Annotated in this window: 28 protein-coding genes; 19 read left to right on the top strand and 9 right to left on the bottom strand. The window is 69.7% G+C overall.

From position 1 onward, the window contains the following. Positions 1-505: 505 nt before the first annotated feature. Positions 506-1,582 (top strand): fatty acid desaturase, encoded by a 1,077-nt coding sequence (locus OVA30_RS11140; RefSeq protein ID WP_442786132.1) that lies wholly within the window; start codon positions 506-508, stop codon positions 1,580-1,582. A gap of 62 nt (positions 1,583-1,644) precedes the next feature. Here OVA30_RS11140 and tyrS read toward each other — a convergent pair whose 3' ends face one another. Then, positions 1,645-2,916, bottom strand: a complete 1,272-nt coding sequence (tyrS, locus tag OVA30_RS11145) for a tyrosine--tRNA ligase (protein WP_268175468.1) — start codon at positions 2,914-2,916, stop codon at positions 1,645-1,647. Positions 2,917-3,056: 140 nt separating this feature from the next. Here tyrS and OVA30_RS11150 point away from each other — a divergent pair, with 140 nt between their 5' ends. After that, the gene (locus OVA30_RS11150) at positions 3,057-4,190 is read left to right on the top strand and encodes an anhydro-N-acetylmuramic acid kinase (protein WP_268175469.1); all 1,134 of its coding nucleotides are present in this window, start codon (positions 3,057-3,059) and stop codon (positions 4,188-4,190) included. Beyond that, complete coding sequence (locus OVA30_RS11155) at positions 4,187-4,804, top strand: DUF3578 domain-containing protein (RefSeq protein ID WP_268175470.1); 618 nt, start codon at positions 4,187-4,189, stop codon at positions 4,802-4,804. The genes OVA30_RS11150 and OVA30_RS11155 overlap by 4 nt, the downstream gene beginning before the upstream one ends. On the opposite strand, the gene OVA30_RS11160 is transcribed toward OVA30_RS11155, so the two are convergent. Continuing rightward, on the bottom strand, positions 4,798-5,082 hold the full coding sequence (locus tag OVA30_RS11160) for an addiction module antidote protein (RefSeq protein WP_041357893.1): 285 nt from the start codon (positions 5,080-5,082) through the stop codon (positions 4,798-4,800). The genes OVA30_RS11155 and OVA30_RS11160 overlap by 7 nt on opposite strands. Positions 5,083-5,188: 106 nt before the next feature. Between OVA30_RS11160 and aroC the strand changes: the two genes are divergently transcribed. After that, the gene (gene aroC / locus OVA30_RS11165) at positions 5,189-6,289 is read left to right on the top strand and encodes a chorismate synthase (RefSeq protein WP_015951392.1); all 1,101 of its coding nucleotides are present in this window, start codon (positions 5,189-5,191) and stop codon (positions 6,287-6,289) included. 128 nt (positions 6,290-6,417) lie between these two features. Beyond that, entirely contained in the window at positions 6,418-7,497 is a 1,080-nt protein-coding gene (gene ribB / locus OVA30_RS11170) for a 3,4-dihydroxy-2-butanone-4-phosphate synthase (RefSeq protein WP_015823256.1), read from the top strand. A gap of 144 nt (positions 7,498-7,641) precedes the next feature. Here ribB and OVA30_RS11175 read toward each other — a convergent pair whose 3' ends face one another. Together OVA30_RS11175 and OVA30_RS11180 are read right to left on the bottom strand one after the other, a co-directional pair. Continuing rightward, complete coding sequence (locus tag OVA30_RS11175) at positions 7,642-8,571, bottom strand: histone deacetylase family protein (RefSeq protein ID WP_042509209.1); 930 nt, start codon at positions 8,569-8,571, stop codon at positions 7,642-7,644. A gap of 53 nt (positions 8,572-8,624) precedes the next feature. Beyond that, complete coding sequence (locus OVA30_RS11180; protein WP_268175471.1) at positions 8,625-8,834, bottom strand: hypothetical protein; 210 nt, start codon at positions 8,832-8,834, stop codon at positions 8,625-8,627. A gap of 36 nt (positions 8,835-8,870) precedes the next feature. On the opposite strand from OVA30_RS11180, the gene OVA30_RS11185 reads away from it, so the two are divergent. From OVA30_RS11185 to OVA30_RS11215, 7 genes are all read left to right on the top strand, one after another. Next, positions 8,871-9,509 carry a L,D-transpeptidase gene (locus OVA30_RS11185; RefSeq protein ID WP_268175472.1) on the top strand — a complete coding sequence of 213 codons (639 nt, stop codon included), beginning with the start codon at positions 8,871-8,873 and terminating at the stop codon, positions 9,507-9,509. Between the two features lie 172 nt (positions 9,510-9,681). Further along, positions 9,682-10,140, top strand: a complete 459-nt coding sequence (locus OVA30_RS11190) for a hypothetical protein (RefSeq protein ID WP_042509211.1) — start codon at positions 9,682-9,684, stop codon at positions 10,138-10,140. Positions 10,141-10,367: 227 nt separating this feature from the next. Then, positions 10,368-12,371 (top strand): acetyl-CoA carboxylase biotin carboxylase subunit, encoded by a 2,004-nt coding sequence (locus OVA30_RS11195; RefSeq protein WP_268175473.1) that lies wholly within the window; start codon positions 10,368-10,370, stop codon positions 12,369-12,371. A 188-nt stretch (positions 12,372-12,559) separates the two neighbouring features. Further along, positions 12,560-12,991: a gamma-glutamylcyclotransferase family protein gene (locus OVA30_RS11200; RefSeq protein ID WP_268175474.1), complete on the top strand. Its 432-nt coding sequence runs from the start codon at positions 12,560-12,562 to the stop codon at positions 12,989-12,991. 262 nt (positions 12,992-13,253) lie between these two features. Beyond that, positions 13,254-13,538, top strand: a complete 285-nt coding sequence (locus OVA30_RS11205) for an acylphosphatase (protein ID WP_268175475.1) — start codon at positions 13,254-13,256, stop codon at positions 13,536-13,538. Positions 13,539-13,639: 101 nt separating this feature from the next. Then, positions 13,640-14,353, top strand: coding sequence for a DUF599 domain-containing protein (locus OVA30_RS11210; protein ID WP_003599282.1), 714 nt, complete (start codon positions 13,640-13,642; stop codon positions 14,351-14,353). Beyond that, positions 14,343-14,606: a DUF3253 domain-containing protein gene (locus OVA30_RS11215; protein ID WP_003599281.1), complete on the top strand. Its 264-nt coding sequence runs from the start codon at positions 14,343-14,345 to the stop codon at positions 14,604-14,606. The genes OVA30_RS11210 and OVA30_RS11215 overlap by 11 nt, the downstream gene beginning before the upstream one ends. A gap of 7 nt (positions 14,607-14,613) precedes the next feature. Here OVA30_RS11215 and OVA30_RS11220 read toward each other — a convergent pair whose 3' ends face one another. From OVA30_RS11220 to epmA, 4 genes are all read right to left on the bottom strand, one after another. Next, a complete protein-coding gene (locus OVA30_RS11220; RefSeq protein ID WP_268177486.1) occupies positions 14,614-15,411 on the bottom strand; it encodes a YdcF family protein in 798 nt (265 codons plus the stop codon). Positions 15,412-15,474: 63 nt separating this feature from the next. Beyond that, entirely contained in the window at positions 15,475-16,098 is a 624-nt protein-coding gene (locus OVA30_RS11225) for a glutathione S-transferase family protein (RefSeq protein ID WP_268175476.1), read from the bottom strand. Next, positions 16,095-17,156 (bottom strand): lysine-2,3-aminomutase-like protein, encoded by a 1,062-nt coding sequence (locus OVA30_RS11230; protein ID WP_268175477.1) that lies wholly within the window; start codon positions 17,154-17,156, stop codon positions 16,095-16,097. Before OVA30_RS11230 ends, OVA30_RS11225 begins: the two co-directional genes overlap by 4 nt. Next, the gene (gene epmA, locus OVA30_RS11235; RefSeq protein WP_056118309.1) at positions 17,153-18,211 is read right to left on the bottom strand and encodes an EF-P lysine aminoacylase EpmA; all 1,059 of its coding nucleotides are present in this window, start codon (positions 18,209-18,211) and stop codon (positions 17,153-17,155) included. The genes OVA30_RS11230 and epmA overlap by 4 nt, the downstream gene beginning before the upstream one ends. Before the next feature lie 123 nt (positions 18,212-18,334). Between epmA and efp the strand changes: the two genes are divergently transcribed. After that, on the top strand, positions 18,335-18,901 hold the full coding sequence (efp, locus tag OVA30_RS11240; protein ID WP_003599274.1) for an elongation factor P: 567 nt from the start codon (positions 18,335-18,337) through the stop codon (positions 18,899-18,901). A 176-nt stretch (positions 18,902-19,077) separates the two neighbouring features. Here the strand turns inward: efp and OVA30_RS11245 are convergent, their stop codons facing one another. Further along, positions 19,078-20,064 carry a heparan-alpha-glucosaminide N-acetyltransferase gene (locus OVA30_RS11245; RefSeq protein ID WP_268175478.1) on the bottom strand — a complete coding sequence of 329 codons (987 nt, stop codon included), beginning with the start codon at positions 20,062-20,064 and terminating at the stop codon, positions 19,078-19,080. A 422-nt stretch (positions 20,065-20,486) separates the two neighbouring features. On the opposite strand from OVA30_RS11245, the gene OVA30_RS11250 reads away from it, so the two are divergent. The 6 genes from OVA30_RS11250 to OVA30_RS11275 are packed head-to-tail and all read left to right on the top strand — an operon-like array spanning position 20,487 to position 26,816. After that, a complete protein-coding gene (locus tag OVA30_RS11250; RefSeq protein ID WP_003599271.1) occupies positions 20,487-21,032 on the top strand; it encodes a cold-shock protein in 546 nt (181 codons plus the stop codon). After that, a complete protein-coding gene (locus OVA30_RS11255; RefSeq protein ID WP_268175479.1) occupies positions 21,029-21,538 on the top strand; it encodes a DUF192 domain-containing protein in 510 nt (169 codons plus the stop codon). Before OVA30_RS11250 ends, OVA30_RS11255 begins: the two co-directional genes overlap by 4 nt. Positions 21,539-21,543: 5 nt before the next feature. After that, positions 21,544-23,292 (top strand): magnesium chelatase subunit D, encoded by a 1,749-nt coding sequence (locus tag OVA30_RS11260; protein ID WP_268175480.1) that lies wholly within the window; start codon positions 21,544-21,546, stop codon positions 23,290-23,292. 8 nt (positions 23,293-23,300) lie between these two features. Further along, positions 23,301-24,206, top strand: a complete 906-nt coding sequence (gene bchO / locus OVA30_RS11265; protein ID WP_268175481.1) for an alpha/beta fold hydrolase BchO — start codon at positions 23,301-23,303, stop codon at positions 24,204-24,206. Positions 24,207-24,250: 44 nt separating this feature from the next. Then, positions 24,251-25,777, top strand: coding sequence for a phytoene desaturase (locus OVA30_RS11270; protein WP_268175482.1), 1,527 nt, complete (start codon positions 24,251-24,253; stop codon positions 25,775-25,777). After that, positions 25,758-26,816 (top strand): phytoene/squalene synthase family protein, encoded by a 1,059-nt coding sequence (locus OVA30_RS11275; protein ID WP_268175483.1) that lies wholly within the window; start codon positions 25,758-25,760, stop codon positions 26,814-26,816. The genes OVA30_RS11270 and OVA30_RS11275 overlap by 20 nt, the downstream gene beginning before the upstream one ends. Positions 26,817-26,877 lie beyond the last annotated feature (61 nt).

Here is a 26,877-nt window from a genome sequence, read left to right on the forward strand (position 1 = left end):
GCCGGCTTTGATCGGGCGCGATGCGGCACAACAGCGCTCGGTGGCGTCGCCCCCTCAGTGAGTGCGTTGAGCCTGATGACGCACGCGGCAGAGCCCACGAAGAGCCCGTATCGAAAATCCGCGCGGGGCGGATCGGGGGCGGGACGGTGCTTCAAGTCGCGCCTTTCCAAGGATCGGCCTTTCGCATACGGCCTTGAGGCCAACCGGTTCGAACGGCCTGATCGGTGACGGCTCCCGCGTCCAAGTCCTCCATCCACGTCCGGCGCTCATCGCAGCGTCTTCGAAGGACGGGGAAAGTCATCCTTCCGTCCCAATCCCCGTGAGATCACGGCGCAGGGCCGAGCGGTTCGCACCCTCGGACCGGCTTGGCCGGAACCTCAATCAAGACCCGTTCGGACCGTGGAAGCGGGACCGACCGCAGCGGCCCGGTCGCATCACGCGATCGGCTCCTTTTCACGCCTATCCCGCCTCGCAAGGCGCTCGACGAACAGGATTGCCGGTCACTGTGATCGCCGCACCATTGAACCCGACCGCGCAAGGCCCGCTCGCGGACGAGGACGCCCGAACCGAGGACGCGAAGCTCGCGCGGGAGGTGGCCCGACACTGCGCCGCGTTCCGCGAACCGATACCCCGGATGGCCTTTCGGCAGGTGGCCGATACGCTGCTGCCCTACCTGATCCTCTGCGCGGCGATGCTCGTCGCGGCGGCGAACGGCTACGCGCTTCTCGCCCTGCCGCTGGCGGTGCCCGCGGGCGGCCTCCTGGTGAGGCTCTTCATCATCCAGCACGATTGCGGGCACGGCTCGTTCCTGCCTTCACGCCGGGGCAATGATTGGCTCGGCCGCGCCCTCAGCCTGCTGACGGTGACGCCCTACGATAGCTGGAAGCGCGCGCATGCGCTGCATCACGCTACGACCGGCGATCTCAGCCGCCGCGGCACGGGCGACGTCCACACCTTGACCGTGCGCGAATACCTCGCGCTGCCGCGCTGGGGCCGGCTGCGCTACCGGCTCTACCGCAATCCGCTCATCCTGATCGTGCTCGGCTCGCCGATCAACTTCCTCATCCTGCAGCGCCTGCCCACCGGCGTCGGGCTGCCGTGGCGGACGGCATGGCGCGATGTGCTGGCGCTCGACGCCGTGCTCCTTGCGGCCTTTGCCGTACTGGCGCTCGCGGCGGGCGGCATCGGGCCGGTGCTCTGGGTGTTCCTGCCGGTGATCGCCGTCGCCGCCTGGGTCGGCGGCTGGCTGTTCTATGTCCAGCACCAGTACGAGGAGACCGTGTGGGAGGAGGCTGACGCCTGGGATTTCCACCGCGTGGCGCTCGGCGGCAGTTCCTACTACGCGCTGCCGCGGGTTCTTCAGTGGTTTACCGGCAATGTCGGCCTGCACCACGTCCACCACCTCAACAGCCGCATCCCGAATTACCGGCTGCAGGAATGCCTCGACGGCCACGAGGTTCTCGGTCGGGTGGGCCGTCTGACCCTGCGCGACAGCCTGCGCTGCCTGAAGCTGGCGCTCTGGGACGAAGAGGCACGCAAGATGGTCGGCTTCGCCCGAGTGCGCGGGCTTCAGGCCGCCTGACGCGCGCGGCACGCGGAAGCGAATAGGGGCCCGTGGTACGGACCCCTGGCCGGGCGGATCGGCTATTCCGGCCGCAGCAGCACGTGCTTCTTGCGCCCGAACGAGAGCTTGATCACGCCCTCGGCCGTCAGGTCTTCTTTGCGAAGCACCGCCTTCTCGTCGCTCACCTGCACGTCGTTGACCCGCAGGCCGCCGCCCTTGATCTGGCGGCGCGCCTCGCTGGTCGAAGGGACGAGCTTGGCGTAGTCCGGCCCGAAGGCGGTGAGAACGCCGAGGCCCGCCTCGAGCAATGCGGGCGGCACGGGAATCGTCGGCAGCGACTGCGCCAGCGTGCCCTCGACGAAGGTTTTCCGGGCGGTTTCGGCGGCGGCGGCGGCGGCCTCCGCGCCGTGCATCAGCGCCGTCGCTTCCGTGGCGAGGACCGTCTTGGCCTCGTTGATCTCGGCGCCCTGAAGCGCGGCGAGGCGTTCGATCTCGGTGAGCGGCAGCAGCGTGAACAGCTTGAGGAAGCGGCCGACATCGGCGTCCTCGGTGTTCCGCCAGAACTGCCAGTAATCGTAAGGGCTGAGCATCCCGGCATCGAGCCACACGGCGCCGGCGGCGGTCTTGCCCATCTTGGCGCCCGACGACGTGGTCAGGAGCGGGCAGGTCAGGGCGTAGAGCTGCGGCGTGCCCATGCGGCGACCGAGATCGATGCCGTTGACGATGTTGCCCCACTGGTCGGACCCGCCCATCTGCAGGCGGGTGCCGAAGCGGCGGTTCAGCTCCACGAAGTCGTAGGACTGCAGGATCATGTAGTTGAATTCGAGGAACGACAGCTCCTGGTCGCGCTCCAGGCGCATCCGCACGCTGTCCATCGACATCATGCGGTTGACCGAGAAGTGCCGGCCGATGTCGCGCAGCATCTCGATGTAGTTGAGCTTCGTCAGCCACTCGGCATTGTCGACCATGACCGCGCCGTTTCCGCTCTCACCGAAGGAGAGGAAGCGCGAAAACGTCTGCTTGATGCCTTCCTTGTTGGCCTCGATCTGCTCCAGCGTCAGGATCTTGCGCGTCTCGTCGCGCCCCGAAGGATCGCCGACGCGGGTGGTGCCGCCGCCCATCAGCACGACCGGCTTGCCGCCGGTCTTCTGCAGCCAGTGCAGCATCATGATCGAGAGCAGGTGGCCGACATGGAGCGAGGCTGCCGTGCAATCGTAGCCGGTATAGGTCGTCAGCCCCCCTTCCGCCGCCAGGGTGTCGATGCCGGCGAGGTCGGAGGCCTGATGGATGTAGCCGCGCTCCTGCAGCACCCGGATGAAGTCGGATTTCGGCGCGAAGCTCTCGGCGGTCATGGTGATCGGTCTCGGATGGTTTGGCGGCGCGACAGGAGCGCGGCCGCAATGCTATCCCGCGAGGGGAAGCGCTCGCGCGCGCTCTTAGCAGGGCAGGCCGCGAAAGGCACGAGCCCGGATTTTGGGGAACAGGGGCGGCCATGGCGATGAAGCGCGCGATCGGCCTGATGAGCGGCACGTCTCTCGACGGGATCGACGTGGCGCTGATCGAGAGCGACGGCGAGCGCATCCGCCTCGTCAAATCCGCCAACGGCCTCGTCGCGCCGCTTGGGCCGACGGGTTATCGCGGCTACGCGGAGGCCGAGAAGGCGCTGCTGCGCGAGGCGACCCGTGACGCGGAAGGGCTGCGGGCGCGCACCGACCGGCCGGGACGCCTCGCGGAGGCGGAAGATTTCGTCACCCGCGCCCATGCCGAGGCGATCGAAGCGTTCCTGGCGGAGAACGACCTTCGGCCCGAGGATATCGACGTCATCGGCTTCCACGGTCAGACGGTGATCCACCGGCCGAAGCTCGGCCTCACGGTCCAGATCGGCGACGGCGCGGCTCTGGCCAAGCGTCTCGGCATCCGCGTCGTGTCCGACATGCGCGCCAACGACGTGGCGCAGGGCGGGCAGGGCGCGCCGCTGGTGCCTGTGTTCCACAAGGCCCTGGCGGAGGCCGCGGGCTTCACCGGCCCGCTCGGCATCCTCAATATCGGCGGCCTCGCCAACGCCACCCTGATCGATTCCGGCGGCAACATGCTTGCCTTCGATACCGGGCCGGGCAACGGGCCGATCAACGACTGGATGAAGGAGCGCACGGGCCAGGATTTCGACGAGGACGGCGCCACCGCCGCCCGCGGTACGGTGGATGAAGGTCTGCTCGGAAACCTGCTCGGCCATCCGCTGATCCTGCGCGCGCCGCCGAAATCGCTGGACCGCAACTGGTTCTCGCATCGGCTCGCCGGCTATCTCACCGTCGAGGACGGCGCGGCGACGCTCACCGCCTTCACCGCCCACGCCGTCGCCCGCAGCCTCGCCTTCGCCAGCGAGCGCCCGACCCGCTGGATCGTCGGCGGCGGGGGCGCGAGGAACCGCACGCTCATGGCGATGCTGGAACGCCTCCTCGACGCCGAGGTCCTGAACGCCAACGCGATCGGCTGGTCCTCGGATTTTTTGGAGGCCCAAGCCTTCGCCTACCTCGCCCTGCGGGCGCTGGAGGGATTGCCGCTCACCTATCCGAAAACGACCGGCGTCGCCGCGCCGGTGACAGGTGGGCTTATTTCCGAACCGTGAGCCTCGGCCACGCCCTGCGCCGCATCGTCGAGGAATACCCGCTCGCGCGCACCGACCCGCCGGCCGGGCATCCGCTCGCGCACGTGATCCGAAAAGGCGCGCCGGACGAGCTGCGCCGGGCACTCGCGCCGCTCGACGGGCCGTTCCTGGTCAAGGGCAGCCCCGGCCGCGGCAGCCATTGGGCCGCGGTGCCGTGGCTTGCGGTGTTCGACCCCGCCGTGACGACGAGCGCCACCCGCGGCTACTATCTCGTCTACCTGTTCCCGGCGCACCGGGAGGCGGTGCATCTCTCGCTCGCGCAAGGAACCGTGGCAGCGATCCGCGAGCACGGGCCGCGCTCGGGCGAGTACCTGCGTGCCAGCGGGGCGCGGCTGCGGGAACGGCTCTCCGATTTTTCAGATGCCCTGCCGGTCTCGGCGATCACCCTCGGCAGCGCGGGCGAATTGCCCGAGGGCTACGAGGCCGCCCACATCCTCGGCCTGACCTACGATCTCGCTGACCTCGGCGACGAGCGTCGCCTGCGCGCCGACCTCGCCACCGGCCTCGCCGCCTACCGGGCGCTGAAGGCGCGGGGCGGGCTCGAACTTACAGCTCAGCGCTTGAAGTGTCAGTGAGGCGCCACGGAGGCCGTGAGGCGCAGGTTCAGCGCGTTGAGGACGCGCAACGCCGTGTCGAGGCTGGGGTTACCGTCATCCGACAGCGCCCGGTAAAGGCTTTCCCGCGACAGGCCCGTTTCGCGGGCGATCTGGGTCATCCCGCAGGCACGCGCCGCCACGCCAAGCGCCCGACGAAACAGCGAGGCATCGCCCTCCTTGATGGCCGCAGCGAGATATTCGGCCACGGCCTCGTCGCTGTCGAGGAATTCGGCCGAGTCGTAGGGAGTCGTTTCCATCACCGTTTCCGTGTCGAAGTTCCGTACCATCCGCCGTATTGCTGATCGAACTTCCCGATGGTGTGGATTTGTGCCGCCCCGCATCCCGCGCTAAGGCACGCGCGCCATGTCGCACAACACCTTCGGCCACCTGTTCCGCGTCACCACCTTCGGCGAGAGCCACGGGGTGGCGCTCGGCTGCGTGGTGGACGGGTGCCCGCCCGGCCTCGCACTGGAAGCCGAGGACATCCAGGCGGAACTCGACCGGCGCAAGCCCGGCCAGTCGCGCTTCACCACACAGCGGCGCGAGCCGGATCAAGTGAAGATCCTGTCCGGCGTGTTCAGCGATGACCGCACCGGCGGGCGCCAGCTCACCACCGGCACGCCGATCGCGCTGATGATCGAGAACACCGATCAGCGCTCAAAAGACTATTCCGAGATCCGCGACAGCTACCGCCCCGGCCACGCCGACTTCACCTACGACGCCAAGTACGGCATCCGCGACTATCGCGGCGGCGGACGCTCCTCCGCCCGCGAGACCGCCGCGCGGGTCGCGGCCGGCGCGGTGGCGCGCAAGGTCATCCCCGGCATCACCATCCGCGCCGCCCTGGTGCAGATGGGGCCGCACGCCATCGATCGCGCGAACTGGGACTGGGAGCAGGTCGGCCAAAATCCGTTCTTCTGCCCCGACGCCAAGGCGGCGGCGCTCTACGAGACCTATCTCGACGCAATCCGAAAGGACGGCTCCTCGGTCGGCGCGGTGATCGAGGTGGTGGCCGAAGGCGTGCCGCCCGGCCTCGGCGCACCGATCTACGGCAAGCTCGACGCGGATCTCGCCGCAGCGATGATGTCGATCAACGCGGTCAAGGGCGTCGAGATCGGCGACGGCTTCGCCGCCGCAGCCCTCCGCGGCGAGGACAATGCCGATGAGATGCGCGCCGGCAATGACGGCCGCCCGCGCTTCCTCGCCAACCATGCCGGCGGCATCCTGGGCGGCATCTCGTCGGGCGAGCCGGTGGTTGTCCGGTTTGCCGTAAAGCCGACCTCCTCGATCCTGACCCCGCGCCAGAGCGTGAACCGCGACGGCGCAGAGATCGACCTCATCACCAAGGGCCGCCACGACCCCTGCGTCGGCATCCGCGCTGTCCCCGTCGCCGAGGCGATGATGGCCTGCGTGCTGGCCGATCACACTCTTCGCCATCGCGGGCAGAACGGCGAGCGCCCGTGAGAACGCACGATCTCCCATCGAACCCCTCATCCTGAGGCGCCGCGAAGCGGCCTCAGGGAGAGGCGGTGGATGGGGGATCGTCGATTGGTGTAACGACTCTTTTCGAACCGCTGAACGAGACGAAGCCCGTGCCCCATTGCAGCGTCACCGAGGCCATCGAAGCCTTCGCCCGCGGCGAGATCGTGGTCGTCACCGACGACGACGATCGCGAGAACGAGGGCGACCTCGTCGTCGCCGCCTCGCTCTGCACGCCGGAGAAGATGGCGTTCATCATCCGCAACACCTGCGGCATCGTCTGCGCGCCGATCACCCTCGATGAAGCGCGCCGTCTCCATCTCGACCCGATGGTGGCCTCGAACGACGCGCCGCTCGGCACCGCCTTCACCGTGACAGTGGATGTTCGCCACGGCCTCACCACCGGCATCTCGGCCGAGCAGCGCTGCAACACGGTGCGCGCGCTCGCCAACGGCAATATGGGCGCGGGCGACTTCGTGCGGCCGGGCCACGTCTTCCCGCTCATCGCCCGCGACGGCGGCGTGCTGATGCGCTCCGGGCATACGGAAGCCGCGGTCGATCTGTGCAAGCTCGCGGGTCTGCCGCCGGTCGGCGTGATCTGCGAACTCGCCAACGACGACGGCACCGTGATGAAGGGGCCGCAGATCGACGCCTTCTCCGAGCAGCACAGCCTCAAGCGAGTCTCGGTGGCCGATCTCATCGCCTACCGGCAGGCCCGCGACCGGCTGGTCGAGCGGGTCGGCACGTTCCCGGTGAAGACCGAGTTCGGCGCGATGACCGGCTACGCCTATGTCACCCCGTTCGAGCCGATCCAGCAATTCGCCTTCGTTCACGGCGCCATCGGCGACGGCCGCAACATGCCGGTGCGCCTGCACCGCTCCAACGTCGTCGCCGACGTGATCGAGGGCGGGGGGCAGATCGAAAGCGTGATGCGCCGCTTCGCCAAGGAGGGCCGCGGCATCCTCGTCTATCTGCGCGACGGCACCGCGGGCGTGCCGCTCAACCGCTACGCGGAGGAAGAGGGCGCCGAGGCGCAGCGCGTGCGCCAGTGGCGCGAGGTGGGCCTCGGCGCGCAGATCCTGCGCGATCTCGGCGTCGTCTCGATCCGCAACCTCTCCTCGTCGTCGCGCTCCTATGTCGGCCTGTCGGGCTTCGGCATCGAGTTGGTCAGCGACGAGCCGCTGGAGGGCTGAGGGCCGGCGGCCGCTCGGCCCCTTGCGGCCAAGCGCGGCCGTGCCGGCGCTGAGCCGTGTTGCCGGAACTCTCTGTCCGCCAACGCCGCGCTGATCACCCTGATCCCGGCGCACGGGTAGGCCATCCGGCCGGGGCGGTGCCCGTCACCGCCCCATCAGCGCATCCATGTGCGCGGCGACCGAGCGGGCGAGGCCGTCGAGGCTGTAGCCGCCCTCCAGGATCGACACGACGCGACCGCCGGCATGGCGGTCGGCGACCTCCATCAGCCGCCGCGTCGCCCAGCCGAAATCCGCCTCGTCGAGCTGGATGTTGGCCAGCGGATCGAGCTTGTGCGCGTCGAACCCCGCCGAGATAACGATCAGGTCGGGCGCGAAGGCGTCGAGCCGCGGCAGGATGCGCGCCTCGAAGGCTTCACGAAACAACTCGCTGCCGTCGAACGCCTTGAGCGGCGCGTTGACGATGGTGTCGTGGTCGCCCCGCTCACCCGTGGCGCCGGAGCCCGGAAACAGCGGCATCTGGTGGGTCGAGGCATACATCACGGTCTTGTCGGCCCAGAAGATGTCCTGCGAGCCGTTGCCGTGATGGACGTCGAAATCCACCAAGGCGACGCGGGTGGCGCCGAACGCCTTCTGGGCGTGGCGCACGGCGATCGCCGCGTGGTTGAACAGGCAGAAGCCCATGGCGCGGTCGCGTTCGGCGTGGTGGCCGGGCGGGCGCATGGCGACGAAGGCGTTGGCGCACTCGCCCTTCATCACCGCATCGACGGCGTGGTTCGACCCGCCGATGGCGTGCAGGCAGGTGTTGAGCGAGCCCGGCGACATCAGCGTGTCGCCGTCGATCTGAAAGAAGCCCTCGTCGGGCGAGGCCGCGACGATGGTCTCGACGTAGGACGCCGGGTGGACGAGTTCGGCGACCGAAGCCTCCGCCCTCGGGGCGTGGCAGCGCACCAGGGCGGCGAAGCGCTCGTCCTCGAGGGCGCGCTCGACCGCCTGCATGCGGGCCGGCCGCTCTGGATGGCCGGTCGGGACCACGTGTTCGACCGCGCTCGGATGGGTGACGTAGAGAGTGCTCAGGGCCGTTTCTCCCGGTGCCCAAGACGGTGATGCCTTTCGGGCGCCCCGCCTCGTCACGTGCCGCCCTGCGAAAGCGGGGCGAGCGTGTTGTTGCCGATGCGGTGCGCCCGATCTTGCGCCGGGCCTGTCACCGCTCTTGTTTTCTCGAACTTGTCGATCTTGGCGCCCGCGCGCAACAACGCAAACCAGGACAGGGGCTCGGATCGATCTCGTCCACAACCGGCCGTATCGCGGTCGAAGCTTGGCCACAAACGCGCCTTCAACCTGCGGTGGCTTTCTTCGAACGACCGGCCCCCGTCATGCGCTCTTCGCCCGCCCTCGCGCTTCTCGTGGGCCTCATGCCGCTGGCGGCCTGCCAGTCGCAGACGGCGCAGGTCGCACAACCCATCCCCATCGTCGCCGAATTGCCCGCCGTTCCACCGCTGCCGCCGGGGCCGGAGCGGGATGCGGCCTGGATGAAGCTCGCGCCGAAAGCGCCCCTCGATCCGGCCCTGGCCCGCACCACCGTCGATTTCGCGACACGGGAGCCTGTGGGCACCCTCGTCGTTGAGACGGCCGAGCGGCGGCTCTACCTCGTGCAGCCCGGCGGCAAGGCGATGCGCTACCCCGTCTCGGTGGGGCGGGCGGGTCTCGCATGGACCGGCCGGGCCGAGATCGATCGCAAGCTCGAATGGCCGGACTGGAACCCGGCCCCGGACATGATCGGCCGCCACCCCGATCTGCCGTCGCGCCTGGAAGGCGGCCCGTTCAGCCCGATCGGCGCCCGCGCGCTCTATCTCGCGCAGAACCGGCGGGACACGCTCTACCGCATCCACGGCACCAACGAGCCGGAGACGATCGGGCAGGCGGTCTCCTCGGGCTGCATCCGCATGCTCAACGACGACGTGATGGACCTCTACGAGCGGGTGCCCGTCGGGACGAAGGTCGTGGTTCGCTGAAGAGAGTCTTACTTCGGTCCAGCAAGCTTTTCGAAAGGCTCAATCGTGAGCAGCCGTTTACCTGAACACGGGTTCAGATTTGGCCATTAACCTCTTCGAGCGTTGTCGGTCCGTAATGTCAGCACAGACACGGACGAACACCGGCAACAACCAGCTCGAAAGGCACCAGACCATGACCAACACTGCGCTTGAACTGTTCTGCACCCGCATCGTCGACGCCGGCAGCCTGAACCAGGACGACGTTCGCGAACTCGCCCGCGACATCCTCCCCGACGGCATCATGGGCCGCGAAGAGGCCGACCTGCTGCTGGCGCTCGACCGCGCCGTCGCCGACACCCACGAGGGCTTCTCCACCTTCGTCACGGTGGAAGTTGTGAACTTCGCCGTCTACGGCGAGCGCCCCACCGGCATCATCACCCGCGAGATGTCCGCGTGGCTCTCCGCCTCCATCGCCGGCCGCAAGGGGCCGACCGCACTGGGCAGCCGCATCGCCATGGAGATCGTGCGCGAGGCCGAGACCAGCGACGAGACGCTGATCGCCTTCGCCCTCAAGGCCAAGAGCGCGACGACGAAGAGCGCAATTGCCAAGGCCTCCGCGTGCAGCACCGGTCGCATGCCCTGCGCTGCATGATGAATTCAGTTTTGAACCCAGATGCGCCGACGGCATCGGCTCCGCGGCTAGCATCCGAGCCCCATCGAAATTCGAATTGACGGCCCTTCAATCGGATTTCACCGAAGCTGGCCTTTTGGGGAGTGCAGCACAGCTTCCGTCTCTCGCATAAGTGCTTTATCGGGATGCGTTCGGGCTTGCCTTCGGGAGGGGCAGGTCGGGACAGTCACCCTCAAGAAGCGGCTGCGATGTTCGATAAGATCCTGATTGCCAACCGGGGCGAAATCGCCTGCCGTATCATCAAGACGGCCCAGAAAATGGGCATCAAGACGGTGGCGGTCTATTCGGACGCCGACCGTGATGCGGTCCACGTCGCGATGGCCGACGAGGCGGTGCATATCGGCCCGGCACCCGCCGCGCAGTCCTACCTTCTGATCGAAAAGATCATCGACGCCTGCAAGCAGACCGGCGCCCAGGCGGTCCATCCGGGCTACGGCTTCCTTTCTGAGCGCGAGTCCTTCCCCAAGGCGTTGGCGGAAGCGGGCATCGTCTTCATCGGCCCCAATCCGGGCGCCATCGCCGCCATGGGCGACAAGATCGAATCGAAGAAGGCCGCGGCCGCGGCCGAGGTCTCGACGGTGCCGGGCTTCCTCGGCGTGATCGAGAGCCCCGAGCACGCCGTGACGATCGCCAACGAGATCGGCTATCCGGTGATGATCAAGGCGTCGGCGGGCGGCGGCGGCAAGGGCATGCGCATCGCCGAATCGGCCGACGAGGTCGCCGAGGGCTTCGCCCGCGCCAAGTCCGAGGCCTCGTCCTCCTTCGGCGACGACCGCGTCTTCGTGGAAAAGTTCATCACCGACCCGCGCCACATCGAGATCCAGGTGATCGGCGACAAGCACGGCAACGTGATCTATCTCGGCGAGCGCGAGTGCTCGATCCAGCGCCGTAACCAGAAGGTCATCGAGGAGGCGCCGTCGCCGCTCCTCGACGAAGAGACCCGCCGCAAGATGGGCGAGCAGGCCGTCGCGCTGGCCAAAGCCGTGAATTACGACTCCGCCGGCACCGTCGAGTTCGTCGCCGGCCAGGACAAGTCGTTCTACTTCCTCGAAATGAACACCCGCCTGCAGGTGGAGCACCCGGTCACCGAAATGATCACCGGGCTCGACCTCGTCGAGCTGATGATCCGGGTGGCCGCCGGCGAGAAGCTGCCGCTGACGCAGGATCAGGTGAAGCTCGACGGCTGGGCGGTCGAGAGCCGCGTCTATGCCGAGGATCCGACCCGCAACTTCCTGCCCTCGATCGGCCGGCTGACCACCTACCAGCCGCCGGAGGAGGGCCCGCTCGGCGGGGCGATCGTGCGCAACGATACCGGCGTGGAGGAGGGCGGCGAGATCGCGATCCACTACGATCCGATGATCGCCAAGCTCGTGACCTGGGCGCCGACCCGGTTGGAAGCCATCGACGCGCAGGCGACCGCGCTCGACGCCTTCGCCATTGAGGGCATCCGCCACAACATCCCCTTCCTCGCCACCCTGATGGCCCATCCCCGCTGGCGCGACGGCCGGCTCTCGACGGGCTTCATCAAGGAGGAGTTCCCGGAAGGCTTCATCGCACCCGAGCCCGAGGGGCCGGTGGCTCATCGGCTCGCGGCGGTGGCGGCGGCGATCGACCACAAGCTCAACATCCGCAAGCGCGGCATCTCCGGCCAGATGCGCGACCCGAGCCTACTGACCTTCCAGCGCGAGCGCGTGGTGGTGCTCTCCGGCCAGCGCTTCAACGTCACCGTCGATCCTGACGGCGACGACCTCCTCGTCACCTTCGATGACAGCACGACAGCCCCCGTGCGCAGCGCGTGGCGCCCCGGTGCGCCGGTCTGGAGCGGCACGGTCGGCGATCAGTCGGTCGCGATCCAGGTGCGTCCGCTCCTCAACGGCGTGTTCCTGCAGCATGCGGGCGCGGCGGCGGAAGCGCGGGTCTTCACCCGCCGCGAGGCCGAACTCGCCGACCTGATGCCGGTCAAGGAGAATGCCGGCTCCGGCAAGCAGCTCCTTTGCCCGATGCCCGGCCTGGTCAAGCAGATCATGGTCAGCGAGGGCCAGGAGGTGAAGAACGGCGAGCCGCTGGCCATCGTCGAGGCGATGAAGATGGAGAACGTGCTGCGCGCCGAACGCGACGGCACCATCTCCAAGATCGCCGCCAAGGAAGGCGACAGCCTTGCGGTCGATGCCGTGATCCTGGAATTCGCCTGATCGCAGGACGCGCCTGCCGGCGCGAGCGAAGCGGTCGGGCAGCGCGACGATGTCGCGATCTGCACGACCGCTCCCTCTCCGCCGAACGTCCGGGCTGGAGACGTACGACGAGGATCGGGGGCGAATCACCTCGGTCTTCGACCGCATCCGCCGGAGCGCGGGCACGCCCCTCCATCCGCCCCGAAGATATGCCGCTCTACTTCGCCTACGGCGCCAACATGGACGCCGCCGCCATGGCCCAGCGCTGCCCGGCCTCGCAGCTGATCGGGCGCGGTCGCCTGCCGCGGCACCGCTTCATCATCATGCGGGAGGGCTGGGCTTCCGTGGTGCGCGCGCCGGGCGCCACGGTCTGGGGCGTGCTGTGGGAACTGGCGCTCTCCGACGTGCCGGCCCTCGACCGCTACGAGGGTGTGGCCGGCGGCCTCTACGTGAAGGCCTATCAGCCAATCGTCACCGATGCCGGCACGAAACGCGCCCTGATCTATCTCGGCCGCAGCGGAGCCGGCGGCCTGCCGCGGCCGGGCTATCTCGAAGCCGTGCTCGCGGCGGGGCAGGCGGCCCAACTACCGGGGCCCTATCTCCAGGAAATCCGCGGCTGGCAGCGCCGCACTCCGGCCTGACCCGCACGGCTCGACGCGATCGCTGGCACTCGAACTGTGCAACTTTCGGCTGGAACTTCCTCGGTAGCCCGCTCTCCGCCGTGCTGCTTCGGCAACGTCGGCGGCGACGTGCTCTTCATCTCGCCGGCGTGGTATCTCATCGACCGTCCGCAGGCGGCAGCCGCGCGCCGCACCGAGGCTGCGCCGGCCGCCGCCATGGCCACCCGCTAGCCGGAAGCGCGAGGCTCCCGGCTCCGGCACGGAACCGGGAGTCCCCTCCATCGTGAGCACAGACGACAAGGCCATCCGCGTCGTGATCCGCGGTCGCGTGCAGGGCGTGTCCTACCGCGCCTGGACCAAGAAGCAGGCGGACCGGCACGGCGTCGCGGGCTGGGTCCGCAACTTGCCCGACCGCACCGTCGAGGCTTTGTTCTCCGGTCCCGTCGAGGCCGTCGATGCGCTGCTCGCCGCCTGCCGGCGCGGTCCGTTCGCGGCGCGCGTCGACGGCATCGAGGTGAGCGAGGAGACCGAGCCGGCTCCGGGCGCGGGTTTCAACATCCGCGCCTAGACAGGTCGAGGGCTTGCCCGTCGGGCCGCCGGCCTGTAGCCGCCGGGGCAGCACGCCCACCCGGACCGGCGAGACGACACCGCGATGACGACGCCCTGACCATGTGGGACCTCCACGCCTTTTCCCCGCTCGACTTCGCGGCGCTCCTCTTCTTCGTGGCGTCCTGGGCCGGCTACAGCTTTGCCGTGCAGCGGCGACGGGGCGACCGGCTGAGCCTCAGCCAGATCATGAATCGGCAGCGGCACAAATGGGCCGTCCAGATGATCACCCGCGACAACCGCGTGGTGGACACGACGATCAACGCCTCGCTTCAGAACGGCACCGCCTTCTTCGCCTCGACCTCGCTGATCGCACTCGGTTCGGTGCTGACACTCTCCCGCTCGGGCGACGACGTGCTCAACCTGTTTTCCGCGCTGCCCTTCGGCGCGGGGACGACCCGCCAGACCTGGGAGATCAAGGTCGCCGGGCTCGCCGTCGTGTTCGTCTACGCCTTCTTCAAATTCGCCTGGGCCTACCGTCTGTTCAATTACGGCGCGATCCTGATCGGCGCGGTCCCGCCCAAGGGCTCGGGCGCCTCAGAGGCGGTGATGCTGCGCGCCGCCGAGCGGGCCGGCGCGATGAACGTGGCGGCGGGCTCGCATTTCGCCAAAGGCCAGCGTGCTTTCCTGTTCGCGCTGGCCTATCTCGGCTGGTTCGTGAGCGCGCCGGTGATGATGCTCGCCACCGCCAGCGTGGTCTGGGTGATGTGGCGGCGCCAGTTCTCCTCGCGGATTCGCGCCTTTCTGCTCGCCGAGGAAGACCCAAATGGCCGATGAAGCGGCGATCGAAGAGACGATGCTGCGGCTCGTGAGCGAGCGCGGGGCGGACAAGACCTGCTGCCCCTCCGAAATCGCCCGCGCGCTCGGCGGCCCGCATCCGGACGGCTGGAGCCCGCTGATGCAGCCGGTCCGCCGCGTCGCCGTGCGGCTGACGAAGGCGGGCCGGGTGCAGATCCTGCGCAAGGGCAAGCCGGTGGAGGATCCGGACGATTTCCGCGGGATCTATCGCTTGAGCCTGCCGCGGGCGTGACGGCGGCTCACGGCGCCGGCATCACCGCGTCGGTGTAGCCGGTGAGCCGGTAGGCGATCATCCCGATCCACTCCTTCACGCCGATATCGAGCTCCCCCAGACCGTCGGAGGCGAAGCTGGCGAGGCGGTAGGCGTCGCGCGGCCAGTTGGTGCGATAATCGACGGGATAGGCGGTGACGTCGAACCCGGCCTTGCGGAAGCAGCCCATCGAGCGCGGCATGTGCCAGGCGGAGGTGACGAGGAGCCAGCGCTCGCCCGGCTTCGGCTGCACCATCCGCGCGGTAAACACCGCGTTCTCGTGGGTGTTGCGCGATTGCTGTTCCAGGATCAGGCGGTTGCGCGGCACGCCGAGCGTGTCGGCGTAACGGCTGACGATTTCGGCCTCTGAGACCGCGTCCTCGCGCGTGCTGCCGGCGCCGCCGGAGAAGACGAGACGCGCCTGCGGGTAGCGCCTGGCAAGGTCGGCCAGGGCGATGGCCCGCTCGCCCGCTTCGTTGACGGTGATCTGGTCACGGCCGATCGAGGTATCGGCCTCGACCGTGCCGCCGAGCACGACGATGCCGGTGACGGGCGTGCCGTCATCGGTGAAGCTCGGAAACCGGTTCTCCAGCGGCGCCAGCGTCCAGGCCGAGAGCGGCGAGAGCCCGGCGACGAGGAGCCCGACGAAGCTGGCGACCGTGAGAACCCGTCCGATCCCGCGGCCGGCCTCGGTGAAGAGCAGGAGGCAGCCGAGGAGTCCGAGCAGGATCAGGAAGTTCGACGGCGTGAGGACGAAGAAGATCAGCTTCGAGAGCGGGAAGAACATCGTCTTCTTTCGTCCGGGGTTCGACACGGCATCCGTCACGGGCTGAGCTTCGCCGCAAACAGTTCAGGTAAGCGGCAGCGACAGAACGGCCGAGGCGGCGGGCCGTTGCGCGAGGGTGCCCAGCCAGCGGCGGATGTTCGGGCGCTCCTCCCGCTCCAGCGGCAGCTGGAACCAGCGATTCGCCGCGAGCCCCACGGCGATGTCGGCGATGGTGAAGTGCTCGCCCGCCACGTGGGCCGTGTCCGCCAGATGCCGATCAAGCAGGGCGGCACAGCGCTCGGAGCCGGCGCGCGAGGCCTCGATCACCCCCTCGTCCCGCTTGTCGGGGGCGACGCGCACGAGTTGGAGAAAGGCGTCGCGCATCGCCGGAGTGAAGGTGGTGGCCTGCCAATCGAGCCACTGGTCGATGAGCGCGCGGGCGCGCGGCGCCTCCGGCAGGGCCAGCGGGCCGCCATGGGCATAAGCAAGGTAGCGCAGGATCGCGTTCGACTCCCAGAGGACGAAGCCGTCTTCTTCCAGCGTCGGCACGAGGCCGTTGGGATTCATCGCGCGGTAGCGGGCATCATTGACGATGCCGTGCGCACCGCCCGCCTCGATATGTTCATAGGCCAGACCAAGTTCGTCGAGCGCCCAGAGCGCCTTCTGCACGTTTCCGGAGCTGGCCCGCCCCCACAGCTTCAGCGTCATCCTCGGTCCTCGTCGTCGCTCTCGGGGGGATAGGCGTGAACGGCCCCGCTCGGATCGGTTACCCGCCAGGACTCGCCCGCCGCGTCAAGATAGCCCGGCCCGACCGGCACTTTGCCGTGACCGCCGGGAATGTCGAGCACGTAGAGCGGCTGGGCGAGGCCCGAGAGGCGACCGCGCAAGGTTCGCATCAGCGCCTGCCCCTCCGGCAGCTCCGTGCGCAGATGGCCGGTGCCCGGCGCGAGATCGCCGTGGTGGAGGTAGTAGGGCTTGATCCGGTTCTCGACGAACCGCCGCATCAGGGCTTGGAGCGTTTCCGCATCGTCGTTGACGCCGCGCAGGAGCACGCTCTGGCTCACCATCGGGATGCCGGCATCGACCAGTTGGGCGATGGCCGCGCGCGCGGCCGGCGTGAACTCGCGCGGATGATTGGCGTGGAGCGCCACGAACACCGCGCCGGAAAAGCCCTTGAGGGCGGCGACCAAGGCCGCGTCGACGCGGGCGGGCTCGACCACCGGTACGCGGGTGTGGAAGCGCAGCACGCGCACATGCGGGATCGCGCCGAGCGCCTCGGTGATCGCCGCGAGCCGCCGGGGCGAGAGGGCGAAGGGGTCGCCCCCGGTCACCACCACCTCCCAGATCTCCGGATGCGCGGCGATGTAGCGGTAGGCCACCGCCAACTCCGCCTCGCTGAGCGAACCCTGGCCGGCGGGCCCGACGCGCTCGCGGCGGAAGCAGAAGCGGCAATAGACCGGGCAGATGTGCAGCGGCTTCAGCAGCACCCGGTCGGGATAGCGGTGGACGATGCCGGGCACCGCCTCATGCGCGTCGTCGCCGATCGGGTCGGCGCGCTCTTCCGGACGCGTCTCGATCTCTTCCGCGCGGGGGATGAACTGTCGGGCGATCGGGTCGGCGGGATCGCTGGCGTCGATCAGCTCGGCCATGTCGGCGGTCACCGAGACCGCGTAGCGCGCCGCGACCCGCTCAAGGGTGGGGAGGGCAGCTGCGTCCACCAGCCCGGCGCGGGCCAGCGCCGTGGCACTCTTCAGGGCGAGGCTCACCGCGACCGGTTCCGGGGGACCGGTGTCCAGATCACGTCGTCGATGCGGGGTGCGCCGGTGGCGAGCATCACCAGCCGGTCGAAGCCGAGCGCGATGCCGCTCGCCTCGGGCATGATCGCCAGCGCATCCAGGAACTCCTCGTCAATGGGATAGCGCTCGCCGTAGACGCGGGCCTTCTCCGCCATCTCCGCCTCGAAGCGGCGGCGCTGCTCGGCCGGATCGGTGAGTTCGCCGAAGGCGTTGGCGAGTTCGACGCCGCAGGCATAGAGCTCGAAGCGTTCGGCGACACGCGGATCGCGCGGGCTCGGCCGGGCGAGCGCCGCCTCGCTCACCGGATACTCGCACAGGATGGTCGGACGCCCCTGGCCGAGATGCGGCTCGATCAGCCCGACGAGGACGCGGCTGAACAGGTCGGCCCAGGTGTCGTCCGGTGCCACCCGCAGGCCGCGGGTCATCACCGCGTCGGCCAGTGTATCCCGGTCGGTGCCGCCATCGGGCGAGACCGTGGCGAGGAGGTCGATGGCCGCGTAACGCTGGAAGGCCTCCGCCAGGGTCAGCCGCTCGAAGGGTGCGAACGGATCGGTCTCGCGCCCGCGAAAGGTCAGGCGTCGCACGCCCGCCGTCTCGGCGGCGAGCGCCAGCAGCGCGGCGCCGTCCTGCATCAGTGCGTCGTAACTCTCGCCCGCCCGGTACCATTCGAGCATCGTGAATTCGGGATGGTGCAGCGCGCCGCGCTCGCGGTTGCGGAAGACGTGGGCGAGGCTGAACAGGCGCGGTTCGCCCGCCGCCAGCAGCTTCTTGCAGGCGAATTCCGGCGAGGTGTGGAGGTAGAGCGGCTCGCGCGCCCCATCGGGCAGAATCGCCTCGGTGGCGAAGGCCGAGAGATGCGCCTCGTTGCCGGGGGAGACTTGCAGCGCGGCGGCTTCGACCTCGACGAAATCGCGCTCGGCAAACCACGCGCGAAAACCCGCGAGGATGCGGTTGCGGGTGAGCAGCAGCGGCCGGCGATCCGCATGGAGGCCGGGATGCCACCAGGGCGAAGACTCGTGACTCACGCGAAAACAGCCTCCGGCTGGCAACCGAGCCGCGGATAGGGTAGGGCCTCGCGGATGATTCCGCTCATCCGGCCGAGACGCCGGTGAAGAGCCGCCGTTCTCGTCAAGCCAAGGTCCACGCTCGTGAAAGTGATCGCCAGTACCCTTCGTAAGGGCAACGTCGTCGATAAGGACGGCAAGCTCTACGTCATCCTGACGGCGGAGAACATCCACCCCGGCAAGGGCACTCCGGTGACGCAGCTCGATATGCGCCGCATCACCGACGGCGTGAAGATCTCCGAGCGCTACCGCACCACCGAGCAGGTCGAGCGGGCCTTCGTCGAGGATCGCGACCACACCTTCCTGTACCAGGACGGCGAGGGGTATCACTTCATGAACCCCGAGAGCTACGAGCAGATCGCCGTCCCCGCGGACGTGGTCGGCGACGCCGCGCCCTACCTGCAGGAGGGCATGACCGTGACCCTCTCGACCCATAACGGCGTGCCGCTGACCATCGAGCTGCCGCAGCGCATGACCTTCGAGATCGTCGAGACCGAGCCGGTCACCAAGGGCCAGACCGCCTCCTCGTCCTACAAGCCGGCGCTCCTGTCGAACGGCGTGAAGACCTCGGTGCCGCCGCATGTCAGCACCGGCACCCGCGTCGTCATCATGACGGCGGACGGCTCCTACGTGGAGCGCGCCAAGGACTAATTGTCTCTCGGTCGGCGGCTCCCCCATCCACTCCTCATCCTGAGGTGCCCGCGATAGCGGGCCTCGAAGGGTGCTCCAGATTCCGCGCGGCTTCTGGAACACCCTTCGAGGCCTCCGCTTCGCGCTGGCACCTCAGGATGAGGGAAAGGCTTGGGGTTTCCGATCGAAAGATCCGCTCACGGCGGAGCCGCGGTGCCTTCCGCGGCCTCGTAGCAAAGCTGCGAGAGACCCTGCGCCCTGGCCCGCTCCTCCGCGGAATAGGGCTTGCCCGAGCCCCAGAGCCCCTCCCGCCGTAGGGCATCGGCCGTGCAGCGGGCGGCGATCCGGCAGGCCTGCGGCTCGCCGCCGGAGCGGGTGCAATTGCCCACGTAATCCTTGCGGAAGCTCGCGAGCCCGGCCTTCGGATGCGGCCCGGTCAGCGTGACGAGGCCGGTGAACAGGGCGAGCAAAGCCGGCTGGTGAACGAGATAGACGGCGAGGCTGTGCCGCCCGGCAAAGGCTGCCCCGCGCGCCACGGCGTTCCGGGCCTGCCAGCGGGTGAGCCACGACCCGGCCAAAGCCGGCCGCGCGATCCGGGCGAGGGCAATCCCGGCCAGCACCATCCCGAACCAGGGAAATAGCGGCACCCAATCGTTGGTGTCCGGCAGCCCCCGGCCGAGGCCGAGGAAGTAGAGTTCCGGCGCGTCGAGCAGGGGATGGGCCACGACGTGCGGCGCCGCCAGCACGAGGGCGGCCGCAAGCGCCGTGACCAGGGCCGGCAGGAACACGAAGGGCAAGCCGAGCACGCTCGAGACGGCGATGCAGTGCAGGATGCCGAAGAAGATGTAGCTCTGCGGAAAGGCGATCCGCGTCGCCAGGGTGATGAGGAGCGCCGCCCCGCCGATCCGCGCGAGCCGCAGGGCGAAGGGCCGCCAGCGCACGCCGTCGCCATTGGCGAGAACGAGGCCGACACCCACCAGCAGCAGGAACGCCCCGGCGATGCCGTGGGCCGCCAGCCGCCCCGCAGGGGTCAGCGCGAAGTTCTGCGGCGTGAGCTGCAGGAATCCGAGATCCCACAGCCCATGATAGGCCGCCATCGCCGCGAGCGCCGCGCCGCGGGCGAGGTCGAGAGCATCGATCCGCCGGCTCGAAAGGCGGGGCGTGGTCGCGGGGGAGGCAGGCATGGCCGCGCCCTATCACCGTTCCCCGGTCGAGGCGAAGGGCAGGCGCAACGAGACACGACCTGTCGCTCGGACCGCCTTGCGGCCAATCGAATCAGCCCGGCATGAGACCTAAAAGGCACTGAAATCGGTACGGATGATCCTAACCCGTTGTCCGGCCACGCTCTCGCGTCGCGGAACGGCATTCAAATCAATTGAGAGGACGGGCAACCCGGCGCATGCGAGATGCGACATTGTCGCCATGCTTCTGAAAAATGATCATTTGAAGTGTCCCGTTGCCGACCAAACGGGCTTTCCGCGTAATGTGACTTTGTTAACGTAGCTCCGGGATTGCGCCGCGCGATTCGGCACGGGTTGCTTACATGTCGAACGAACACGAACTGAGTGCCGTCGGGCTTCGTATGCCGGAGACGCGAGACCGCGCGATGGAGCGGGAGACCGAGGAGGAACGTCCGGCCGAACTCTTGGAGGTCGCCGGGCGCATCAAGTGGTTCGACGTCTCGAAGGGCTTCGGCTTCATCGTGCCGGATGACGGCTCGGCGGACGTGCTGCTGCACATCACCTGCCTGCGCCGGGACGGGCACCAGGCCGCGAGCGAAGGCGCGCGGATCGTGGTCGAGGCGGTGCAGCGCGCCCGCGGTTGGCAGGCCTTCCGGGTGCTCTCGCTCGATCAGTCCACCGCGCTCCACCCCTCCGAACTGCCGATGGCGCGCACCCACGAAGTCGTCACGCCGACGAGCGGGCTGGAGCGCGCAGTGGTGAAGTGGTTCAACCGCCTGCGCGGCTTCGGCTTCCTCAGCCGCGGCGACGACACGCCGGACATATTCGTCCACATGGAGACCCTACGCCGCTACGGCATCGCCGAGCTGAAGCCCGGCGAGGAGGTGATGGTGCGCTACGGCGACGGCTCGAAGGGTGCTATGGCGGCGGAAGTCCGCCTCGTCGACGGGGCGCTTCCGGCTTCCCATTGACGGTGATCCGCGTGCCCGTGTTTCCCTCCGCGACAAAGCTCCTGCACCTCGCCGCCTGCCTCACCGCGCTGGCGGCCTTGCCGGCGCTTCCGCTCCGCGCGCAGGAGGCGGCGCCCGCCGCCCAGGCCGCGACCGAGCCGCTCGGCATCGTCGCCAAGAACGGCCGCCATGCCTTCCAGGTCGAGGTGATGCGCACCGATGCGCAGCGGGCCAAGGGGCTGATGTACCGCCGCTCCATGGCCGCCGACCACGGCATGCTGTTCGACTTCGAGCGGCCGGCGCCGGCCACGATGTGGATGAAGAACACCTACCTCTCGCTCGACATGGTGTTCATCCGCTCCGACGGCTCGATCGCCCGGATCGCCCCGGATACCGAGCCGCTCTCGACCAAGGTGATCCCGTCGGGCGAGCCGGTTCTCGCGGTGCTCGAACTCAACGCCGGCACCGCCGCCAAGCTCGGCATCCGCGCGGGCGACCGGGTCGAGCACCCGATGTTCAAGCGCTAGCGGTGATGGCCCCGGAGCCCGACGATCCGGCCGGGGTCTGGAACGATGCGCTGCGTGCCGCCAACCTATTCGCCGCCGACCCGCACGGCCTCGGCGGCATCGTGCTGCGCGCCGGGGCCGGTCCGGTGCGCGACCTCTGGCTCGATCATCTCCGCGACAGGCTGACGGGCCCGGTGCGGCGGATGCCGCCAGGCATCGCCGACGACCGTCTGATCGGCGGGCTCGACCTGCCCGCCACACTGCGGGCCGGCCGCCCGGTGATCCAGCGCGGCCTGCTGGCGGAAGCTGATGGCGGTGTCGTCGTGGTGCCAATGGCCGAACGCCTGGAGCGCGGCACCGTGGCCCGGCTCGCGGGCGCCCTCGACACCGGCATGCTGGTGCTGGAACGTGATGGCCTCGCCGCACGGCTCCCGGCCCGCTTCGGCCTCGTGCTGCTCGACGAGGGGCAGGAGGACGAGACTGTCGCCGAGGCGCTGGCCGACCGATTGGCACTCCGCCTCGACCTGTCCGGCGTGAGCCTGCGGGACGTGAGAGCCGCCCCTTCCCATACCGCTCGTGGAACGGACGCAGAGGCAGGCCAACCCGCGCCCGACGCCACCGCCACCCTCTGCGCCGTGGCAGAAGCCTTCGGCATCGCCTCGCTGCGGGCGCCGCTTCTCGCCCTGCGGATCGCCCGGCTCATCGCAGGGGAGGCCGGCCGCGACGAGCCGAGCAAGGCCGACCTGATCGAAGCCGCGCGTCTCGTCCTGGCGCCGCGGGCGACGCGTCTGCCCGCTCCGCCGCAACCGGCCGAGCCGGAACCGGCGGACCCGCCGCCGCCGGAGCCGCAGCCCCCACAGGACGCCGATCGCCCCCCTGAGGACGCGGCCGAGCGGGCGGATGCCACGCCGAGAGAAGCAGACGAGACGGTGCTCGACGCGGTCCGTGCCGCCCTCCCGAAGGACTTGCTCGCCCGGCTGCTGGCCGGTGGCCCGCCGCTGCGCGCCGGAGCGGTCGGGCGGATGGGGGCGGCCTCCGCCTCGCCGCTCGCGGGCCGCCCGGTCGGCAGCCGCCCCGGCGATCCGCGCCGGGGACGGCTCGACCTGATCGCGACCCTGCGCGCCGCCGCCCCGTGGCAGCGCCTGCGCCGGGGCGAGGCCGATCCGCGCCGCGTCCTCGTCACCCCGGAGGATTTCCGGATTCGCCGGTTGAAGCGGCGCAGCGAGACGACGACGATCTTCTGCGTCGATGCCTCCGGATCGGCGGCGCTCGAACGGCTGGCGGAGGCGAAGGGCGCCATCGAACTGCTCCTCGCCGAGGCTTACATCCGGCGCGACCGCATCGCCCTCGTCGCCTTCCGCGGCGCGCGGGCCGAGACGGTGCTGCCGCCGACGCGCTCCCTGGTCAGGGCCAAGCGCGCGCTCGCGGGCCTCCCCGGCGGAGGCGGCACGCCGCTCGCCGCCGGGCTCGATACCGCCGCCGCCCTAGCCCTTAGCGTCCGGCGCGCGGGCGGAAGCCCCGTCATTGTCCTGCTCACCGACGGGCGCGCCAACGTCGCCCGCTCCGGCCTCGGCGGCCGGGCGCTGGCCGGCGAAGAGGCTTTGGCCGCCGCCCGCGGGCTGCGGGTGCAGGCGCTCCCCATCCTCGTGATCGACACTGGCGCCCGGCCCGACGGGGCGCGCGGCCTCGCCGAGGCGGCGCAGGGGCGTTACTGTCCGCTACCCCATGCCGATGCGGGCAGCGTCAGCGCGGCGGTGCGCGCCGCCACAGCCTGAGGCCCCCTTTGCCCTTGCCTCCAAAAGACGACCGGCCGGATTGGGAGCGCGACGGCCGCGATTGGCCGCACCGGGCGGCGAGCCGCTTCGTGGAGGCCGCAGGCCTGCGCTGGCACGTGCAGGAATTCGGCGAGCCGGATGCGCCCGGCCTGCTGCTCCTCCACGGCACCGGCGCCGCGACCCATTCCTGGCGCGGGCTGGCTCCGCTTCTCGCCGAACGGTTCAGGGTCGTCGCGCCCGATCTGCCGGGCCACGGCTTCACCGATCCGCTGCCCCCTCGCCGCCTCTCCCTACCGGGAATGGCCGAGGCGGTGGGCGGCCTCGTCACCGCTCTCGGCCTGAACCCGCGGCTCGCGATCGGCCATTCTGCCGGTGCGGCGGTGCTCGTGCGGATGTGCCTCGACCGGCGCATCGATCCCGACCTGCTGGTGGCGCTCAACGGCGCGCTGACCCCGTTTCCGGGTGTCGCCAGCTTCCTCTTCCCCGGCATCGCCCGGATGCTGTTCCTGAACCCCGTGACGCCCAAAGTTTTCGCCTGGAGCGCCGACCGGGCGGCGGTGCGTCGCCTCATCGACGGCACCGGCTCGCGCCTCGACCCGCAGGGGCTCGACCTCTACCGGCGGCTGTTCACCCGCCCCGGCCATGTCGCGGGCGCCCTCGGCATGATGGCGAATTGGGATCTTCCGGCGCTCGCCCGCGACCTGCCGCAGCTCGAAACCCGCACGCTTCTCGTCGTCGGCGGGGACGACAAAGCGATCAAGCCGGACGATTCGTTCGCCTTGCGCGAGCGGCTGCGGAGTGCCCGCGTCGAGTTGCTGCGCGGGCTTGGCCACCTCGCGCATGAGGAGGCGCCGGAGCGGGTGGCGGAGATCATTCTGACGGAGGCGGAAGCCCTTCGCGCCTCGGTACCCTGAAACGCCTCTTGCGCTGACGAAAATCCCAGCCATAGTGTCAACCTATGTTGACACTGGCCGTCAAACCGACTGTCACGTCCGACCCCGATGCCCGGCCGCATGCGGTCGTGATTGGGGCCGGCTTTGGCGGGCTGGCCGCGGCGGTTCGGCTCGGCGCCCGCGGCTATCGCGTGACCGTTCTGGAACGACTCGACCAACCGGGCGGCCGCGCCCGCGTCCACCGCCAGGACGGCTTCACCTTCGATGCGGGGCCCACCATCGTCACCGCGCCGTTCCTGTTCGAGGAGCTGTGGCGGCTGTGCGGGCGGGAGATGCGCGAGGACGTGACCCTCGTGCCGATGCAGCCGTTCTACCGCATCCGCTTCGAGGATGGGCAGAGCTTCGCCTATAGCGGCGACCGCGCGGCGATGCGGGCCGAGGTCGCCCGCTTCTCGCCGGACGACGTGCCGGGCTACGAGCGCTTCATGGCCCATAGCGAGGCCGTGTGCCGGATGGGCTTCGAGGAACTCGGCCACATCCCGTTCGGCAGCCTCGGCTCGATGCTGCGGATCGCGCCGGATCTCTTGCGCTTGTCGGGCCATCGCAGCGTCTACGACGTGGTGTCCCGCTTCATCCGCGACGAGCGGCTGCGCACCATCTTCAGCTTCCATCCCCTGCTCATCGGCGGCAACCCGTTTCGCGCCAGCGGCATCTACTGCCTGATCGCCCATCTGGAGCGGCAATGGGGCGTCCACTTTGCCATGGGCGGCACCGGGCGGCTGGTGGACGGGCTCTGCGGCTTGATCCGGGGGCAGGGCGGCCGCGTCCGCTGCGGCGAGGACGTTTCGCGCATCCGCGTCGAGGAGGCGCGGGCGACCGGCGTGGTGCTGGCGGGCGGCGAGGTCATCCCCGCCGACATCGTCGTCTCGAACGCCGATTCCGCCTTCACCTACGGCACGCTGCTCGGCGGCCGGACCCGGCGCTGGAGCCCGCGGCGTCTGGCGCGCGCCTCGTCCTCCATGGGGCTGTTCGTCTGGTATTTCGGCACCCGGAAGAAGTACCCGGAGGTCGATCACCACATGATCCTGATGGGCCCGCGCTATCGCGGCCTGTTGCAGGACATCTTCGACCGCAAGCACTTGTCGGACGATTTCAGCCTCTACCTCCACCGCCCGACCGCGACCGACCCGCTGCTCGCCCCGCCGGGGCACGACGCGTTCTACGTGCTCGCCCCGGTGCCGAACCTCGACGGCGGCCAGGATTGGGCGCAGCTTGCCGAGCCCTACCGCCAGCGGATCGCGCGCTTCCTCGAAGGCTCGGTACTGCCGGGGCTGTCGGACGCCCTCGTCACCTCGCGGGTGACGACGCCGCAGGACTTTTCCGACGACTTCCTGAGCTTCCGCGGCTCCGGGTTCGGGCTGGAGCCGGTGCTGACGCAATCGGCGTGGTTCCGTCCGCACAACCGCTCGGAAGACGTGGCCAACCTCTTCCTCGTCGGCGCGGGGACGCATCCCGGCGCCGGTCTGCCGGGCGTGCTGTCCTCGGCGCGTGTCCTCGATTCCGTGGTGCCGGATGCCCGTGTTTGCGCCTGAACCCTTCGCCGCCAGCGCGGCGGACCGCTCTGCCTGCCGGGCCGCGATCCGCGCCGGCTCCAAGAGCTTCTTCGCGGCCTCGCTGCTGCTGCCGCCCTCGGTTCGGGTCTCGGCCTACGGCCTCTACGCCTTCTGCCGACTCTCCGACGACGCGGTGGACGAGGCGGGCGGCAACCGCGCCGCGGCCCTCGCCCGCCTGGAGCGACGGCTGACGGCGGCCTGTGCCGGCCGGCCCGACAACCACCCGGCCGACCGGGCGCTCGCCGAAGTGCTCGCCCACTACGCCATCCCCGAAGCGTTGCCGCGGGCGCTGCTCGAAGGGCTGGCCTGGGACACGCAAGGCCGGCGCTACGACACCCTGTCGGAGCTGGCAGCCTATGCCGCTCGGGTCGCGGGCGCGGTCGGGGCGATGATGACGCTGGTGATGGGGGTGCGCGACGGCCCCGCGCTCGCCCGCGCCTGCGATCTCGGCGTCGCCATGCAATTCACCAACATCGCCCGCGACGTCGGCGAGGATGCCCGCGCCGGGCGCCTCTACCTGCCTCGTGAGTGGCTCGACGCGGCCGGCATCGACGCGAACGCCTTCCTCTCCGAGCCTCGGCTCGGTCCCGGCCTGCAACGGGTGGTGGCCGATCTGCTGGCCGCGGCCGACGAACTCTACGCCCGCGCCGAACCCGGTATCGCCGCGCTCCCGTTGAGCTGCCGCCCGGCGATCCGCGCCGCCGGCCTGATCTACGCGGAGATCGGCCGCGCCGTGGAGGCGAACGGCCTCGATTCGGTCACGCGCCGCGCGCGCGTCACCGGCGCGCGCAAGGCCGGGCTTCTGGCCACCGCCATCCTGCCCGCGGGCGGCGGGGGGCTATCGGCGCCACCATTGCCCGAGACCGCCTTCCTCGTGGAAGCCGTGATGCACCATCCGGTCCCGGCAGCGCGCCGCCTGCCGCCGTGGTGGAACGTGTCGGAGCAGGTCGTGCGGGTGCTCGACCTGATCGAGGTGCTGGAGGAGCGCGACGCCTTCCGCCGCTCGGCCGCGTCGTAATGATAACGAGCGGGTTCCCCTCTCCCTGCGCGGGGAGAGGGCATGCACTGACTCGATCAGG

Source organism: Methylorubrum sp. SL192, from assembly GCF_026672325.1.
GTDB classification, from domain to species: Bacteria; Pseudomonadota; Alphaproteobacteria; order Rhizobiales; family Beijerinckiaceae; genus Methylobacterium; species Methylobacterium extorquens.

Excerpts from the sequence above, each read along its gene's own strand:
- OVA30_RS11215 (WP_003599281.1), top strand. The coding sequence starts at position 14,343 with ATGGCCGATGAAGCGGCGATCGAAGAGACGATGCTGCGGCTCGTGAGC.
- OVA30_RS11220 (WP_268177486.1), bottom strand. The coding sequence starts at position 15,411 with ATGTTCTTCCCGCTCTCGAAGCTGATCTTCTTCGTCCTCACGCCGTCG.
- OVA30_RS11260 (WP_268175480.1), top strand. The coding sequence starts at position 21,544 with ATGGCCCCGGAGCCCGACGATCCGGCCGGGGTCTGGAACGATGCGCTG.
- OVA30_RS11275 (WP_268175483.1), top strand. The coding sequence starts at position 25,758 with ATGCCCGTGTTTGCGCCTGAACCCTTCGCCGCCAGCGCGGCGGACCGC.
- OVA30_RS11225 (WP_268175476.1), bottom strand. The coding sequence starts at position 16,098 with ATGACGCTGAAGCTGTGGGGGCGGGCCAGCTCCGGAAACGTGCAGAAG.
- OVA30_RS11200 (WP_268175474.1), top strand. The coding sequence starts at position 12,560 with ATGCCGCTCTACTTCGCCTACGGCGCCAACATGGACGCCGCCGCCATG.
- tyrS (WP_268175468.1), bottom strand. The coding sequence starts at position 2,916 with ATGACCGCCGAGAGCTTCGCGCCGAAATCCGACTTCATCCGGGTGCTG.
- OVA30_RS11195 (WP_268175473.1), top strand. The coding sequence starts at position 10,368 with ATGTTCGATAAGATCCTGATTGCCAACCGGGGCGAAATCGCCTGCCGT.
- OVA30_RS11210 (WP_003599282.1), top strand. The coding sequence starts at position 13,640 with ATGTGGGACCTCCACGCCTTTTCCCCGCTCGACTTCGCGGCGCTCCTC.
- OVA30_RS11245 (WP_268175478.1), bottom strand. The coding sequence starts at position 20,064 with ATGCCTGCCTCCCCCGCGACCACGCCCCGCCTTTCGAGCCGGCGGATC.
- OVA30_RS11150 (WP_268175469.1), top strand. The coding sequence starts at position 3,057 with ATGGCGATGAAGCGCGCGATCGGCCTGATGAGCGGCACGTCTCTCGAC.
- aroC (WP_015951392.1), top strand. The coding sequence starts at position 5,189 with ATGTCGCACAACACCTTCGGCCACCTGTTCCGCGTCACCACCTTCGGC.
- OVA30_RS11160 (WP_041357893.1), bottom strand. The coding sequence starts at position 5,082 with ATGGAAACGACTCCCTACGACTCGGCCGAATTCCTCGACAGCGACGAG.
- OVA30_RS11185 (WP_268175472.1), top strand. The coding sequence starts at position 8,871 with ATGCGCTCTTCGCCCGCCCTCGCGCTTCTCGTGGGCCTCATGCCGCTG.
- OVA30_RS11190 (WP_042509211.1), top strand. The coding sequence starts at position 9,682 with ATGACCAACACTGCGCTTGAACTGTTCTGCACCCGCATCGTCGACGCC.
- OVA30_RS11270 (WP_268175482.1), top strand. The coding sequence starts at position 24,251 with ATGTTGACACTGGCCGTCAAACCGACTGTCACGTCCGACCCCGATGCC.
- OVA30_RS11250 (WP_003599271.1), top strand. The coding sequence starts at position 20,487 with ATGGAGCGGGAGACCGAGGAGGAACGTCCGGCCGAACTCTTGGAGGTC.